This is a genomic window from Nostoc sp. (genome assembly GCF_036917395.1).
Lineage (GTDB): Bacteria > Cyanobacteriota > Cyanobacteriia > Cyanobacteriales > Nostocaceae > Nostoc.
The window spans coordinates 125,194-137,638 of the sequence record NZ_JBALDI010000002.1; the positions used below are offsets into that span (position 1 = coordinate 125,194).

Annotated in this window: 9 protein-coding genes and 25 tRNA genes; 5 read left to right on the forward strand and 29 right to left on the reverse strand. The window is 43.2% G+C overall.

Annotated features, from left to right (window positions below; genetic code table 11):
• Window positions 1-347: 347 nt before the first annotated feature.
• Window positions 348-1,304, reverse strand: coding sequence for a phytanoyl-CoA dioxygenase family protein (locus V7K46_RS00705; protein WP_335110113.1), 957 nt, complete (start codon window positions 1,302-1,304; stop codon window positions 348-350).
• A gap of 469 nt (window positions 1,305-1,773) precedes the next feature.
• Here V7K46_RS00705 and V7K46_RS00710 point away from each other — a divergent pair, with 469 nt between their 5' ends.
• Window positions 1,774-2,862, forward strand: a complete 1,089-nt coding sequence (locus V7K46_RS00710) for a glycoside hydrolase family 3 protein (protein WP_335110115.1) — start codon at window positions 1,774-1,776, stop codon at window positions 2,860-2,862.
• Here V7K46_RS00710 and V7K46_RS00715 read toward each other — a convergent pair.
• From V7K46_RS00715 to V7K46_RS00830, 24 genes are all read right to left on the reverse strand, one after another.
• Window positions 2,863-2,933 (reverse strand) — tRNA-Lys (locus V7K46_RS00715).
• 408 nt (window positions 2,934-3,341) lie between these two features.
• Window positions 3,342-3,415: transfer RNA gene (locus V7K46_RS00720), tRNA-His, on the reverse strand.
• Between the two features lie 6 nt (window positions 3,416-3,421).
• A tRNA-Ala gene (locus V7K46_RS00725) sits at window positions 3,422-3,495 on the reverse strand.
• 72 nt (window positions 3,496-3,567) lie between these two features.
• Window positions 3,568-3,641: transfer RNA gene (locus V7K46_RS00730), tRNA-Arg, on the reverse strand.
• Window positions 3,642-3,647: 6 nt separating this feature from the next.
• Window positions 3,648-3,722, reverse strand: a tRNA-Val gene (locus V7K46_RS00735).
• A 132-nt stretch (window positions 3,723-3,854) separates the two neighbouring features.
• Window positions 3,855-3,925: transfer RNA gene (locus tag V7K46_RS00740), tRNA-Gly, on the reverse strand.
• A gap of 8 nt (window positions 3,926-3,933) precedes the next feature.
• Window positions 3,934-4,006: transfer RNA gene (locus V7K46_RS00745), tRNA-Thr, on the reverse strand.
• Between the two features lie 95 nt (window positions 4,007-4,101).
• A tRNA-Leu gene (locus V7K46_RS00750) sits at window positions 4,102-4,174 on the reverse strand.
• Between the two features lie 192 nt (window positions 4,175-4,366).
• Window positions 4,367-4,441 (reverse strand) — tRNA-Leu (locus tag V7K46_RS00755).
• Between the two features lie 3 nt (window positions 4,442-4,444).
• Window positions 4,445-4,517: transfer RNA gene (locus V7K46_RS00760), tRNA-Pro, on the reverse strand.
• A 1-nt stretch (window position 4,518) separates the two neighbouring features.
• Window positions 4,519-4,596 (reverse strand) — tRNA-Leu (locus V7K46_RS00765).
• Between the two features lie 6 nt (window positions 4,597-4,602).
• A tRNA-Leu gene (locus tag V7K46_RS00770) sits at window positions 4,603-4,679 on the reverse strand.
• Between the two features lie 6 nt (window positions 4,680-4,685).
• Window positions 4,686-4,761: transfer RNA gene (locus tag V7K46_RS00775), tRNA-Gln, on the reverse strand.
• 3 nt (window positions 4,762-4,764) lie between these two features.
• Window positions 4,765-4,837: transfer RNA gene (locus V7K46_RS00780), tRNA-Gln, on the reverse strand.
• Window positions 4,838-4,842: 5 nt separating this feature from the next.
• Window positions 4,843-4,943 (reverse strand) — tRNA-Asn (locus V7K46_RS00785).
• A 6-nt stretch (window positions 4,944-4,949) separates the two neighbouring features.
• Window positions 4,950-5,047, reverse strand: a tRNA-OTHER gene (locus V7K46_RS00790).
• A gap of 15 nt (window positions 5,048-5,062) precedes the next feature.
• Window positions 5,063-5,137: transfer RNA gene (locus V7K46_RS00795), tRNA-Arg, on the reverse strand.
• Between the two features lie 4 nt (window positions 5,138-5,141).
• Window positions 5,142-5,231 (reverse strand) — tRNA-Ser (locus tag V7K46_RS00800).
• Window positions 5,232-5,235: 4 nt separating this feature from the next.
• A tRNA-Tyr gene (locus V7K46_RS00805) sits at window positions 5,236-5,318 on the reverse strand.
• Between the two features lie 7 nt (window positions 5,319-5,325).
• A tRNA-Glu gene (locus tag V7K46_RS00810) sits at window positions 5,326-5,396 on the reverse strand.
• Between the two features lie 72 nt (window positions 5,397-5,468).
• Window positions 5,469-5,540: transfer RNA gene (locus V7K46_RS00815), tRNA-Trp, on the reverse strand.
• Between the two features lie 3 nt (window positions 5,541-5,543).
• Window positions 5,544-5,619, reverse strand: a tRNA-Met gene (locus V7K46_RS00820).
• Window positions 5,620-5,629: 10 nt separating this feature from the next.
• Window positions 5,630-5,702 (reverse strand) — tRNA-Cys (locus tag V7K46_RS00825).
• 129 nt (window positions 5,703-5,831) lie between these two features.
• Window positions 5,832-5,905 (reverse strand) — tRNA-Asp (locus V7K46_RS00830).
• A 508-nt stretch (window positions 5,906-6,413) separates the two neighbouring features.
• On the opposite strand from V7K46_RS00830, the gene V7K46_RS00835 reads away from it, so the two are divergent.
• Entirely contained in the window at window positions 6,414-7,265 is an 852-nt protein-coding gene (locus tag V7K46_RS00835; protein ID WP_335110117.1) for a polysaccharide deacetylase family protein, read from the forward strand.
• A 34-nt stretch (window positions 7,266-7,299) separates the two neighbouring features.
• Here V7K46_RS00835 and V7K46_RS00840 read toward each other — a convergent pair whose 3' ends face one another.
• The 3 genes from V7K46_RS00840 to V7K46_RS00850 form a co-directional block, all read right to left on the reverse strand.
• The gene (locus V7K46_RS00840; RefSeq protein WP_335110119.1) at window positions 7,300-7,692 is read right to left on the reverse strand and encodes an alr0857 family protein; all 393 of its coding nucleotides are present in this window, start codon (window positions 7,690-7,692) and stop codon (window positions 7,300-7,302) included.
• A 16-nt stretch (window positions 7,693-7,708) separates the two neighbouring features.
• A complete protein-coding gene (locus V7K46_RS00845; protein WP_335110295.1) occupies window positions 7,709-8,215 on the reverse strand; it encodes an HNH endonuclease in 507 nt (168 codons plus the stop codon).
• A gap of 113 nt (window positions 8,216-8,328) precedes the next feature.
• Window positions 8,329-8,577 (reverse strand): hypothetical protein, encoded by a 249-nt coding sequence (locus tag V7K46_RS00850; RefSeq protein ID WP_335110121.1) that lies wholly within the window; start codon window positions 8,575-8,577, stop codon window positions 8,329-8,331.
• Between the two features lie 71 nt (window positions 8,578-8,648).
• Here V7K46_RS00850 and V7K46_RS00855 point away from each other — a divergent pair, with 71 nt between their 5' ends.
• From V7K46_RS00855 to V7K46_RS00865, 3 genes are all read left to right on the forward strand, one after another.
• The gene (locus V7K46_RS00855) at window positions 8,649-8,984 is read left to right on the forward strand and encodes a hypothetical protein (protein WP_273765967.1); all 336 of its coding nucleotides are present in this window, start codon (window positions 8,649-8,651) and stop codon (window positions 8,982-8,984) included.
• Window positions 8,985-9,505: 521 nt separating this feature from the next.
• Window positions 9,506-11,524 (forward strand): sensor histidine kinase, encoded by a 2,019-nt coding sequence (locus tag V7K46_RS00860; RefSeq protein WP_335110123.1) that lies wholly within the window; start codon window positions 9,506-9,508, stop codon window positions 11,522-11,524.
• Between the two features lie 8 nt (window positions 11,525-11,532).
• A complete protein-coding gene (locus tag V7K46_RS00865) occupies window positions 11,533-12,144 on the forward strand; it encodes an SRPBCC family protein (RefSeq protein ID WP_335110125.1) in 612 nt (203 codons plus the stop codon).
• Window positions 12,145-12,224: 80 nt separating this feature from the next.
• Here V7K46_RS00865 and V7K46_RS00870 read toward each other — a convergent pair.
• Window positions 12,225-12,297: transfer RNA gene (locus tag V7K46_RS00870), tRNA-Glu, on the reverse strand.
• Between the last annotated feature and the right edge of the window lie 148 nt (window positions 12,298-12,445).

Below are 12,445 nucleotides of genomic sequence, written 5' to 3' on the forward strand. Positions count from 1 at the left end.
GAATAAATTGCCAATATCATTGTCAGCAATGGGTTTGCGACGTGTATTTCATCTAGATTTACGTTACCAAATCTCAACAAACAAAAGTCATTCCTTTGACTGAGAATACGTCGTTACAAACTCTTGTCTTAAAGTAGTTGATTTCTTTGGTAATCCGTGTATCTGCTCTGAGGAAATATCTAGGGCATTGGTAAAGCCTGCTAGTTGATATCCAGGTTACTTTCAATCGGCAAACACTTGATTAATGTAAATATAAAGACTAAATATATTTTCAATTAAGTGTTTTTGCTGAAGCAATTGAGTTATAATTGTGGAAACTGAAGGGGAGAATTATACCACACAAGTTACTAAATATATTTCAGTAGAGAAGCTGCTCGGAAATCTTGCTGCATCCCATAGTCAGTTCGGGCAAATTCTATTTGTAATATTAAACGGTCTTTATGAGTAGGAGTAATTCCTTTATGAAAACAAAGTGGATCTTCCGCAAATCCAAAACCAGCTTTGCCACAAATCTTTACTAAAGATTCAGAACCATAATAATCGCTAATATCTTGATCTGTCTCTCGTTTACGTAGCCAAAGATGTGACAGCTTCTTCTTATTGTGACTACCACGAACACATATATGAGGGCCGCTTTGATCATCTACATCAGTCAAATAAAAGAAAAACTTCAGAAAACGATAATCGTCTATATCGTAGTGAAATAATTGAGCAGCTTGACTTTTTTGACGATATGTTATGTCACCTGAAAAACTCCACCACATCAGATTTCCTTGATGTACTGCTTGAGCATCTAAATATTTAGTAGCTATTGCTAATAACTTTGGATCATTTTGAAGTTTTTTTATAGCAGGGCAGAGTAAAGACGTATTAAAATAACTACCAATGAGAAAATGCTTTCCTGACTTAGTTTGTGCTTGTTCCTTTTGAGCATAAAAAAACCCCATATTTGTTTTTCTATTGCCATAACAAACTGTTGAATGAGCAAACTCGATTATTTCTTTAACAATATCTTGGGGTAAATTAATTTCTAAATATAACCCTTCGGTTTTCAGGGTGTTAACAACGTCATCTACATTCACATCTGGAAAATAACAATCGCTCTCACTGAGAACGGATGAATATAATTTAACTGAACGTTTTAAGAAAAATATCATCATAGCTCGCCCAGTTTTAAATCGAGCAATTTTACGCATTAAAAGCCATCTAGGATTTTTAGTCAATCCTTTGTAATTTTCATAACAAATATCATAAAATTTTGAATAAATTCTGTTTAGATAATTATTGAATAAACTTATAGACATAAGTCTCCTGAGATTTAGATGGTAGGATGCGTTCACGGAGTGACTCCAAAAAACATCTCCGGAAATGAGATATTGACCCTGACTGCACAAGGCTTTGATATTCTTTTTCGGAGATATCTGAAGGAGGATCACAAAAATGCTTTTGCAAAAAACTAATTTATACTTACGTAAGTAATACCATGTAATATATATTTTAATTGTTAAAAATCAATAACAATACTTGCTGAGAGTATATTTACTGTTTCTTTTTACAAAGTTAGTATTTTTTAAAGAGTTAGTCAGAGGTTGAAGGGTATTGAGCATAAAGCATTATTCAAGAAGCGGGACAAACAGAAAATTCTTCTTCTTTAGCACCTTTGCCCCCTGCCTCTTAAAAGTCCCCACTCTCTATAAGGGTGTAAAATCAGGGTTTATGTCTTCTAGGTTGAACATCCCAAGTTGTTTGCTACACAACTATAGGTAAAGGATTATGCCAATATCGCAGCAGCTAAAGCGCTTTGGACATCACTTGATTCTAGGTATTTCCAGCACTACATTAAGCGATGATGATAAACGTGCACTCAATGAATTAAGACCGATTGGGGTGATCTTTTTTGCTAAAAACTTTCTGGATGGCACCCCTTATGAGCTTTGGCTGGAGAGCTTCAAGGATTTGAACAGCCAGATACGAGAATATACTGAACGTGATTCCATGTTTGTGACTCTAGATCATGAAGGAGGTCGTGTAATTCGTACACCACTGCCGATTACCCGATTTCCTCATGCCTTGTTGCTGCGATCGCACGCCCGTGAAGTAGCAAAAGCCACATCTGTAGAACTCAAATCACTGGGAATAAATTTATCGTGGGCACCTGTAGCAGATGTTTTTTCCCATCCCAACAACCCCGTGATTGGGCCTCGCGCTTTTGGTAACACTCCTGATAGTGCTACTCAAGGTGCCTGTGACTACTATCTTGGACTTCGAGAGTCAGGAATTTTGGGATGCGCCAAGCACTTCCCTGGACATGGAGACACCAGCAACGACTCTCATATCGAGCTACCAATACTTAGTCTGACTCTAAAAGACCTGCGACTTCGAGAACTTATACCCTTCAAAGCACTAATCGAATTACAGATTCCTTTGATAATGACTGCCCATATCTTATTTCCCAAGATAGATGCTGATGTACCAGCAACCCTTTCTGAGGCTATCCTCAAAACCATACTTAGAGAGGAACTTGGCTTTAAGGGAGTGGTTGTATCTGACGACTTGGATATGAAAGCTATCTCAGATATGTTTACTAAAGCTGGTACTGTGGCGCGGTCATTTCATGCAGGCTGCGACTTGTTTATTGTCTCACGCAATATCAATTCATCATCTATTGAAAGAACCTATCAGATTGCTGAAGATTTCCTTGATTCCCTCAGCAAGGGTAGCTTAGACGAATCAGTAGTGGAAGCAGCCAGAGAAAGAATCGATAAACTACTGGCACTAACACCGCAATATCCCATCTATGCTTTGGATAAAAGTATACTCCTGGAACATGCTCAACTAGCGATCGCTAGTTCCTATTCATAATGGGTGGTATAGGGGTCGAACCTATTTATGCGGGTTAAAAGCCCGCTGCACAGCCGTTATGCCAACCACCCTGGTTAATTTAAATTAGGACTTACGCAAGAACTCTCTGAAACTCTTATTTCTCCGTGTCGCGCCAGTTGCTACAACGGGGGGAACCCCCGCAACGCCCTGGCTTCTCTGCGTCCTCTGCGGTTAGATTTTCCGTTACCTGTGCATAAGTCCTGTGAATAAAGAAATGAGCCGCTGCGATCGTATTACATCGCAAGCGTTGTAACACCAATGTTAGATATAAATCCACCTGGGAGGTACTGCCCCTCCTATTTCTGTGTTATCAGCACAGCGCCTCGCTTCTCGGCTTCAGGTGGAAAAGAGGAAGATGGAGGAATCGTAGCTTGCTTCCCGTAGGGTACCCCTACAGTTGCCCATACTCTGGTTTTCAAGACCAGTTGCCATCCATTCAGCAGCATCTTCCATTGAGGGGTGCCTGACGGGACTTGAACCCGCTATGACTGGTTCCACAAACCAGCGCCTCGACCACTTTGGCTTCAGACACCATCAGTGGAATCAATGGGAATTGAACCCATAACCTCCTGCTTGCAAGGCAGGCGCTCTAGCCATTTGAGCTATGACCCCATCAAACAAGTAAAAAGTAGAAAGAAAGAGAAATAATTAAATTTTGACTTTTAACTTTTGACTTGCTTCAGGCGGGAGTGGTAGGACTTGAACCCACAACTTTCGAGGTAGAAGCTCGAAGCTCTATTCCATTGAGCTACACTCCCAATATTTGGTAATCCTGGCAGGAATCGAACCTGCAACCCTTTGCTTGTAGGGTAACTGCTCTACCGTTGAGCTACAGGACTACGCAAGCGAGTAGAGGGACTTGTTCGCGCAGCGTTCTCGTTCGCGCAGCGTCTCCGTCAGGAGAAGAGTACCCACGCACTGAGTATGGCGTACTTAGATGCTACCGACTACATCACACCCGCAAGTTTCAGAGCGGACGGCGAGATTTGAACTCGCACGAAGACGTTGGAAGCGTCTCATGCTGCCGTTACATCACATCCGCATTAGTCAAGCTGGTAACAGGAATTGAACCTGCAACCTACTGATTACAAGTCAGTTGCTCTGCCAATTGAGCTACACCAGCACTGTTTTTGGTAACGGGGGCAGGAATTGCATCTGTTGATGTGAGGCTTATGAGACCTCCAAGCCACTCTTGCTTCATCCCCGCAAAATCATCAATACCCCTGACTGGATTTGAACCAGCAACCTCTTCGTTCTAAGCGAAGCGCCTCTTCCGTTGGGCTACAAGGGCAAAGTCTGAGTGGCAGGGATTGTAGACGCCCTAGCGGCTTCCCGTAGGGTAGCTGCGACCTGGAGTTACCGAAACTCCCGCGCTTCCAACTGCGCTACACCCAGATATTTTGGTACTCCCGACAGGATTTGAACCTGCAAAAAACTAGATCCTCGGTAAGCGTGCATCTTCCATTCCGCCACAAGAGCTTAGTACCCCTGACAGGATTTGAACCTGCAAAATCTGGACTCTGATTCCAGCACTTATGCCACGTTCCGTGACAGCGGCATATCGGGATGGCAGGACTCGAACCTGCGACTCCATGCTCCCAAAGCATGGCTTCTCGCCACTGAATTACATCCCGTTGGTACTCCTGGTGGGAGTCGAACCCACAACCAAACAGATTTTAAGTCTGCCACCTCTTCCAATTGGGCTACAGGAGCAAGTTTTGGTACTCTTGGTGGGAATTGAACCCACAACATACCGTTTTTGAGACGGCAGCCTCTTCCAGTTGGGCTACAAGAGCAGAGTTTGGCAGCCCGACCAGGACTCGAACCTGGAATCTTCGCCTTCAAAGGGCGCTATGTTGCCAATTACACCACAGGACTTTATTGCCAGGGCAGGGTTTGAACCTGCAACCTCATCGTTCAGAGCGATGCGACTTACCAATTCGTCCACCCGGCAATGAATGGCTGCCTCAGTAGGACTCGTAGACGCGAAGCGGCTTCCCGCAGGGTACCTACAACCGCGCGGTTAACAGCCGCTTGCTCTACCATTGAGCTATGAGGCAACGAAGCCCCCCAGGTCGGAATCGAACCGACGACCTCCTGTTCTTGTCTTTCAGACACGCTACGCGAACAGACAGGCGCTAACTACCAACTGAGGTACCGGGGGATAGGAGAAATGTAACGAGAGCGGAGGGAATCGAACCCTCAAATCTTCAGTTTCGCAGACTGAGATGTTATCCAGTTACACCACACTCTCAAAACGGAGAGGACAGGATTTGAACCTGCGACGGGTATTGACTACCCGTTTCCTCTTAGCAGGAGGACGCTTTTAGCCACTCAGCCACCTCTCCATAGTGGGTCGAGCAGGATTTGAACCTGCGTGCAAAAAAGAACAGTTTTACAGACTGTCGCCTTCAGCCAGACTCGGCCACCGACCCATAATCATTCCCTCGACGAGAATTGAACTCGCATCTGTGCTTTGAAAGAACACTGACTTAACCATTCGTCCACGAGGGCATAAGTGACTGAATTTTAGATTTTAAATTTTAGATTTTGGATTAAAAAATTTAAAATCCAAAATTGTCTGACGCAGGGACTAGGATTTGAACCTAGAACATCGGATTTGGAGTCACGAGGTGTTGCCGTTACACCATCCCTGCATTTGGTGGCAGTGGCGGGATTTGCACCCGCATATACCAGGGTATGAACCTGGGGCTTTTCTGGTTAAGCTACGCTGCGATCGCACCAGAGGCTGAGGTGAGATTTGAACTCACGATATCGGTTTTGCAGACCGACGCCTTCGGCCACTTGGCTACTCAGCCATTTGGAAGTCCCGACGAGATTCGCACTCGCAATTTTCAGTTTGAGAAGGCAGCGCGTTGCTCTGGTTCCCAGAGTTGTAGCGACTGCCGTAAACTGACGGCTTAAACTATTCGCCTACAGGACTGCAACCAGGGTGACGGGATTTGAACCCGCAACATTTCCGCAGACAACGGAACGCTCTAGCCAGTTGAGCTACACCCCGATTTTTTGGAATCTGTGCCTAAACTTTTAGGTTTTGAGGCACAGATTTTTGGTGAACTTGCCCATTTCTTATTTAGTTTTCAAGGTTCAGAAAATTTACTTTTTACTGTTAGAAACTGTTAGGAAAACAACCGAAACTCTAGGTAGCAAGCCTGTTGTATATTCCGGATGTCTTCAGTGGTTTTGATGAGTGCAAACTTAGAACTTTTTTCGTTTATTGCCTCTACTTCCGATGGTTTGCAAGTAAGAGCAGCTTTGTTGACTGGGGACTCTGGTTTATTCCAACGCCTCTGTTTTAGTTGTATGTAGAACATGATTTTGACCCTTGAGAAGCTTTGTCTTTCACTTCACTACATTTATACTACAAAATACTACAAGAGGTGTCAAGGGGTTTCAGAAAATTTTTTTGAAATTGTCTAGAAAAGCTGCTGTACTTAGATTTGAACTTGCTAACCCCTCTTAAAAGTCAAACTACAGCTTATGATTGGGTGAGTTTTTAAAAGCCTGACGTGACAGACAACCACCTCAAGCGACAAAAGATAATTAGTTTTGTCGCGATCGCCTCTACGATTACAGCTTGTAGTATGGCTCCTGGCACTTCCCCACAATTGGGGTTGAACAAGCCTTTAAGCAAAAGCCATACTGCACAAGTTCAAAATCATCCAGTAAAGGGCCAAATTAATGCCCAACTACCGTCATCAGCCAAAGTAGAAAACCCTACCTTTACAGTCCCAGCTAAATTTCAGGGAAAAACAGTTTATCAGGTGCATCCCAGGAACAACGAGAAGGTTATTGCTCTAAGCATTGATGATGGACCCTGGCCAAAGACAACCTTACAAATGCTGGATATTCTGAAGCAAAATGATGTTAAAGCAACATTCTTTTGGGTAGGACAAGCCTTACAAGCAAATCCCGACCTAGCCAAGCGCGAAGTAGCTGAAGGATACGCCATTGGTAACCATACTTGGCATCATTGGTATCGGCGAATGGATGAAGCCACAGCCAAAAGTGAAATTGATCGCACATCTGACTTGATATACAAAACTACAGGAGTGAAAACTGCTCTGTTTCGTCCTCCTGGAGGCTTTTTAAATAACGGACTAGCCGCTTACGCTAAAAGCCAGAAAGATGCTGTAATTATGTGGTCGCTAACTTCAGCTGATACTGACCCTCACGCGAAACCGCAAGCATTTGTAAATAATGTCTTGAAAGGCGCGAAACCAGGTTCTATTGTTTTGATGCATGACGGTGGTGGCGATCGCCACAGAACTGTAGAAGCTTTGCCACAAATCATCAGCGGACTCAAACAGCAAGGCTACCGATTTGTGACAATTCCCGAACTTCTAAAAATGGGGCAATAAAGGGTGAGAAATTCTCCTCACCCGATGATTTCGTTTATTCGCTCATGACAGAAGCACTGCTCTCTTGAGCTTCCTGCCAAAGTTTGTGCAAAAAGAACTCAGCGCGATCGCTCATAGTGGTGACAAACACACCTACAACATCCTTAGAACTATCTGATAGCCAAGAACCTTGCAGAGTGACTTCCATATATTGGGTATCGCAGGCACACAGAGCTATGATTTCTCTGTCATCTCTTTTTACCTCAGATTTAAGCACTTCTACTTCTGGCAAATCAACAGGAAGCAAAAAGGAAGCGCTACTGGGTTCAATGCACAAACTTTGCCCAACTCGCAGGGCCAAAATCACTCGCTGCGCTACCCATTCTTCTAGCGACAGAGTGAAACATTCCAAATCAAAACTGCTTTCAGTGTAAGTTAATTTCAGCATTCCTTATGCTCTCCTGCTATTCCAGGCTTGCTTGCATATCTATCCAAAACTGTTCGGCAAAAGAAATCGCGGGGTGGATTGGTGCTTTCGGTTTGGTACGCAGTTGCATACCAGCCTCAAATAAGGTGCGATCGCCTTTACGGGAGTTACATCTTTCACAAGCTGTGACTACGTTATCCCAAGTGTGAGAACCGCCTCTTGATCGCGGCATCACATGATCTAGCGTTAGATGTTTGCCGCCACCGCAGTATTGGCAACTGTGATAGTCTCGCCGCAACACTTCCCGCCGATTGACTGGCGGAACTCTCCACATCCGCTCATTAGAAGTGATTGTCAAGCGAATGTGTTTTGGCACATCAATTACGAAACTGGGTGAGTGAACTCGCCATCCGCCTTCTGTGGTAAAACCCAGCGGTTGAGCTTTGTTGGTTACTAACAGCACAATCGCCCGCTTGATATTGATCCGACACAGTGGCAAGTAATTTTGAGAAAACACCACCACAGATTGCTCTAACACTTGCATTGCGTTCGCGCCGCGCATTGAAGATATCGTCACAGCTTAACTCCTTATAAAAAACCCCCGCTTCAAGTTTTAAGTGAAGCGGGGGTTAGAATTGACCGGAAAATTTTCTGGTCTCATATTGGTACAGTATTCTTTTGCCTGTACCCCCCGCTTTCTTCATCTATTTGTGGTTTTGCAATCAGCCCACTAATGCTGAGATGTCTAAAATCATAATTACCTTCTGTGATTTGCCCATAATTCCGGCTACCATCGCCCATAAATAAATACTCCACTTCCATAGCAGCTGATTCCCAACCGGCTCGGAAATTGGTAGCGTACAAAGAAGTGGAGATGGGGTAAATGGATTTCACAGAAAATTTCACCTATTGAACATTCCTTTAAACATACTACACTTGTATTACTGTCCTGTCTATACCTTTAAGGAGAAATAGTGATGCATACGATCGCTCGCACCCCAACTACCGATATGGAAGTTACCAGTATCCGCCTAGAGCGGGAACTCAAAGATAAGCTCAAAGAAATAGCTGGCAATCAGGGATATCAAGCTTTGATCCGAGATATTCTTTGGAATTATGTCCAGCAAAAATCAGGTGAGTGGAAGCCTCGATTTTCGCGAACTGACATTCGAGCTAGCATAGCTGCCACAGCTCAGCAAGAAGAACGCTGTGTACTCACAGGTCAACTAATTCAACCCCAACAACCAATGTTGTTAGGACTGACCAGGAATGGCGATATGGTTCCTCTGAGTGTCGAGAGCTTGGCTGGATAGTCTTATATTCAGGCGAATGCAGCCCAGTTATTGTAAAAATAATTGGGCTGCATTTATAATTTAGCCTTATTAATATTTTACTGAGAGTTACGGAGATAAAAGAGTAGGTTGTTAAACCTACTAGTTTCAAAAAAAATGTAATAAAAATTTATTAAGTAAGCGAAATAATTTTACGTAATATTTAAGGGCAATTTTGCTGTAATTCCAGAGTAATTACGGTTTATGTATACTTAAAGACAGGATAAAGTTAGTAAATTATTTCAACATAGAGCAGTCAAAAACAAGGTAACTGAAGTATTTATAGGATATTTTAAGTATTTTATTACTTATCTAGGAATGTAGCAATTTACTTGCTCAAGCGTAAACTTGGCCATCTGAGATAGAAAAGGGCTATAACAGGTGAGAGAAAGTATTCATACAAGATTTGTCAATTGTCAGGTGTATCAACACATAACGCTGAAGAATATGCCAAAAGGTTGGGTGCAAGAAGAATGGGGTTATCATCCGAGGGCGTGCCAAGAATGAAAAAGCCTTTATCGTCGCCGCCACATTACGTAGATGACATAGATCGACTACAACCTTACCAAGTTAAGCTGATGCAGCATCAGGAAGAACCTACCCGCCAGTTGGTGCAAAAGATTAACCAAATCATTGCCAACAGTTCAACGATGGCATTGATGGTGCAAGATATTGCCCAATTGCTAGGAGTTACTTTTCAAGTAGATTGCTGCTGCTTGGTTTCAGTAACGGGTGAGAAATCCGACGAAGCGACTACTACTAATTGGTGTGCTGATGAGTATCTAGGGTTACCACACCCAGAAGAGATGTTTTCGATGGAACAGTTGCTTATGCACTCGCCAGTGCTGCAATGTGCTGCTGAACCATTGACTATTCAAGATATTTCCATCATTCAGAATAGTCTGGTAATTGGCTGTCAGTATTTGCCACTACCGATAAAAGCTGTTTTGGCAATTCCCACCCGGTTTGGTGGCAATAATAATGGGGTGATTAGTCTGATTAAATTCCAACCCTATGATTGGAGTGAATCAGAAAAACAACTGCTCAAAGAGGTGGAGTCGTCTTGCGCGATCGCTTTTTCTCAAGTGGCACAAGCTAAACTAATTACTCATCAACAACAGTATTTGCAAAAGAGCAATCAGTATCAAAGCTTGATCAAGCAATTGACTTTACTGAGTCGGAGCAACTTGGAACTCAATCAAATGCTCCAGTTAGTTATCGCCTCTACTGCCGAATCTCTACAGGCAGATCGGGGTTTGCTTATACTACTAAAATATACAGATCCACTATTTAGGACTCAAGCTAAAAAACAAATCCCCAAAGCGAAAGCTACCGTGGTTGGTGAATGGGCTAGGGAAACACGAAATTACAGCACTACTAAACCAGATATCTTGAATCAGTCTTTCTTGATATCAGAGTGTGGTTTATGCCAGCGTGCCTTCATAGATTCTGTAAAACCAGTAATTTTTGATGACTATACAGAACAAAACGATACCTCCTGTGCGGCTCCATTATTTGCAATAAAGGAATTGCCTGCGGTATTATTAGTGCCATTAGAGAATCAAGGTAAAATCTTAGGATTCTTGGTGCTACAGCAATCTGTCACTCGCAGTTGGCAAGCAGCAGAATTAAATCTTGTAGAAATGGTTTGTGCTCAAGTAAGTAACGCCATAATTCAGTCACAGACATTGCGCCAAGTGCAAACTTTGGTAGATGAGCGGACGGCGAAACTCCAGAGTAGTCTCGAACTCCAGGCAAAATTGCATGATAGAACCCGGCAGTACGTTGAGCAACTGCGGAAACTCAACGAACTCAAAGATGAATTTTTGAGCAACATGAGCGATCGCTTGCGCTATCCTTTGACAAACATGCTGATGTCAATTCGTAACTTACGTTTGCCAGGAATCGCGCCAGAGCGTCAGGTTCGATACATGGATATCCTTGAGCAGGAATGCACAAAGGAAATCAACTTGATTAATGACTTGTTGACACTCCAGAAACTAGAGTCGCCTCACGAAGCTCCACAATTAGAAACTATAGATTTAAATACTAGAATCCAGGATATAGCAGCATCTTTTCAGAAAAAATTCCTAGAGAAAGGATTAAAGATTTCTGTAGATTTACCACAGAAGTCGTTAAAACTGCAAACGGAACTGGAGAGTTTTGATCGCATCCTCCAAGAACTGTTAACTAATGCCTGTAAATACACAGAGCATGATACCACCGTCCATTTGGAAGCTGTTCACCGAGTTGATCAACAAATTGATCAAGTTATCATAAAAGTGACGAATACAGGACGTGCCATCTCTGAAGAAGAAGCGACCTACATCTTTGACAAATTCCGTCGCGGAAAAGGACGCTGGACTCCAGGGGCTGGCTTGGGACTTGCTCTAGTCAAGTCTTTAGTGCAACATTTGAATGGAACGATCGCAGTTGAGAGTCTCCAAATCTCGGATTCTGAACAGAGCGAAATTTGCTTCACCCTGACTCTGCCCCAATTTTGTGACGAAAGCAAACCATAATTCTGAAAGTGACTAAAAAACAGAACATAACCCAGAACCTTGATTTCCAGTCTCTTAGTAATGACATCATCCTCGAAGGGGATTTGACTGCTGATGCAGTCGCTTTGGCAGCTAAGGTAGAAATTCAAATTGAGAAAATAGCAGAGCGACAGCGACAAATCAGCGCTAAAGTCCAAATTCCCCAACCAGTGGAACTGATATGGAAGGTTCTGACAGATTATGAAGCCTTACCTGACTTTCTCCCTAACCTCGCCAAGAGTCGTCTAATCGAGCATCCCAATGGTGGAATTCGACTTGAGCAAGTAGGCTCCCAGCGCTTACTGAATTTCAACTTTTGGGCGCGGGTAGTTCTGGATTTGGAAGAATGCTTCCCCAAAGAAATTAATTTCCGCATGGTAGAGGGAGATTTTAAAGGCTTTTCTGGTAGCTGGTGTTTAGAGCCTTATTCCCTGGGTGAGTATGTAGGAACAAATCTTTGCTACACAATTCAAGTTTGGCCTAAACTCACTATGCCAGTGGGAATCATTGAAAACCGCCTGAGCAAAGACCTGCGGCTAAATCTTTTAGCTATTTACCAACGTGTAGAAGAGTTAGCCAGCAAAGAACCTTATGTTCAATAGTTAAACTATCATTCAGGAAAATCCTGGATGATAGTTTTAATTTGTAAATTTTCAGAGAAATACACTTCTACTCTTTTAAGTACCCCCAGGGGAATTCGAATCCCCGTTACCTCCGTGAAAGGGAGGTGTCCTAGGCCTCTAGACGATGGGGGCATCGAACTCAGACCTTTTATAAGGTAACGAATTTCCTTGCCGTTGTCAACAGCTTTTGCCAAAAAAAGTTTGTGGCAGCTAAACTAGGTGGAGGCAAAAGCTTGAAGAGAATACAAAAACATGGAGACACAAAAAGAATTTCGTAGAC

Excerpts from the sequence above, each read along its gene's own strand:
- V7K46_RS00710 (WP_335110115.1), top strand. The coding sequence starts at position 1,774 with ATGCCAATATCGCAGCAGCTAAAGCGCTTTGGACATCACTTGATTCTA.
- V7K46_RS00855 (WP_273765967.1), top strand. The coding sequence starts at position 8,649 with ATGCATACGATCGCTCGCACCCCAACTACCGATATGGAAGTTACCAGT.
- V7K46_RS00705 (WP_335110113.1), bottom strand. The coding sequence starts at position 1,304 with ATGTCTATAAGTTTATTCAATAATTATCTAAACAGAATTTATTCAAAA.
- V7K46_RS00860 (WP_335110123.1), top strand. The coding sequence starts at position 9,506 with ATGAAAAAGCCTTTATCGTCGCCGCCACATTACGTAGATGACATAGAT.
- V7K46_RS00845 (WP_335110295.1), bottom strand. The coding sequence starts at position 8,215 with ATGCAAGTGTTAGAGCAATCTGTGGTGGTGTTTTCTCAAAATTACTTG.
- V7K46_RS00840 (WP_335110119.1), bottom strand. The coding sequence starts at position 7,692 with ATGCTGAAATTAACTTACACTGAAAGCAGTTTTGATTTGGAATGTTTC.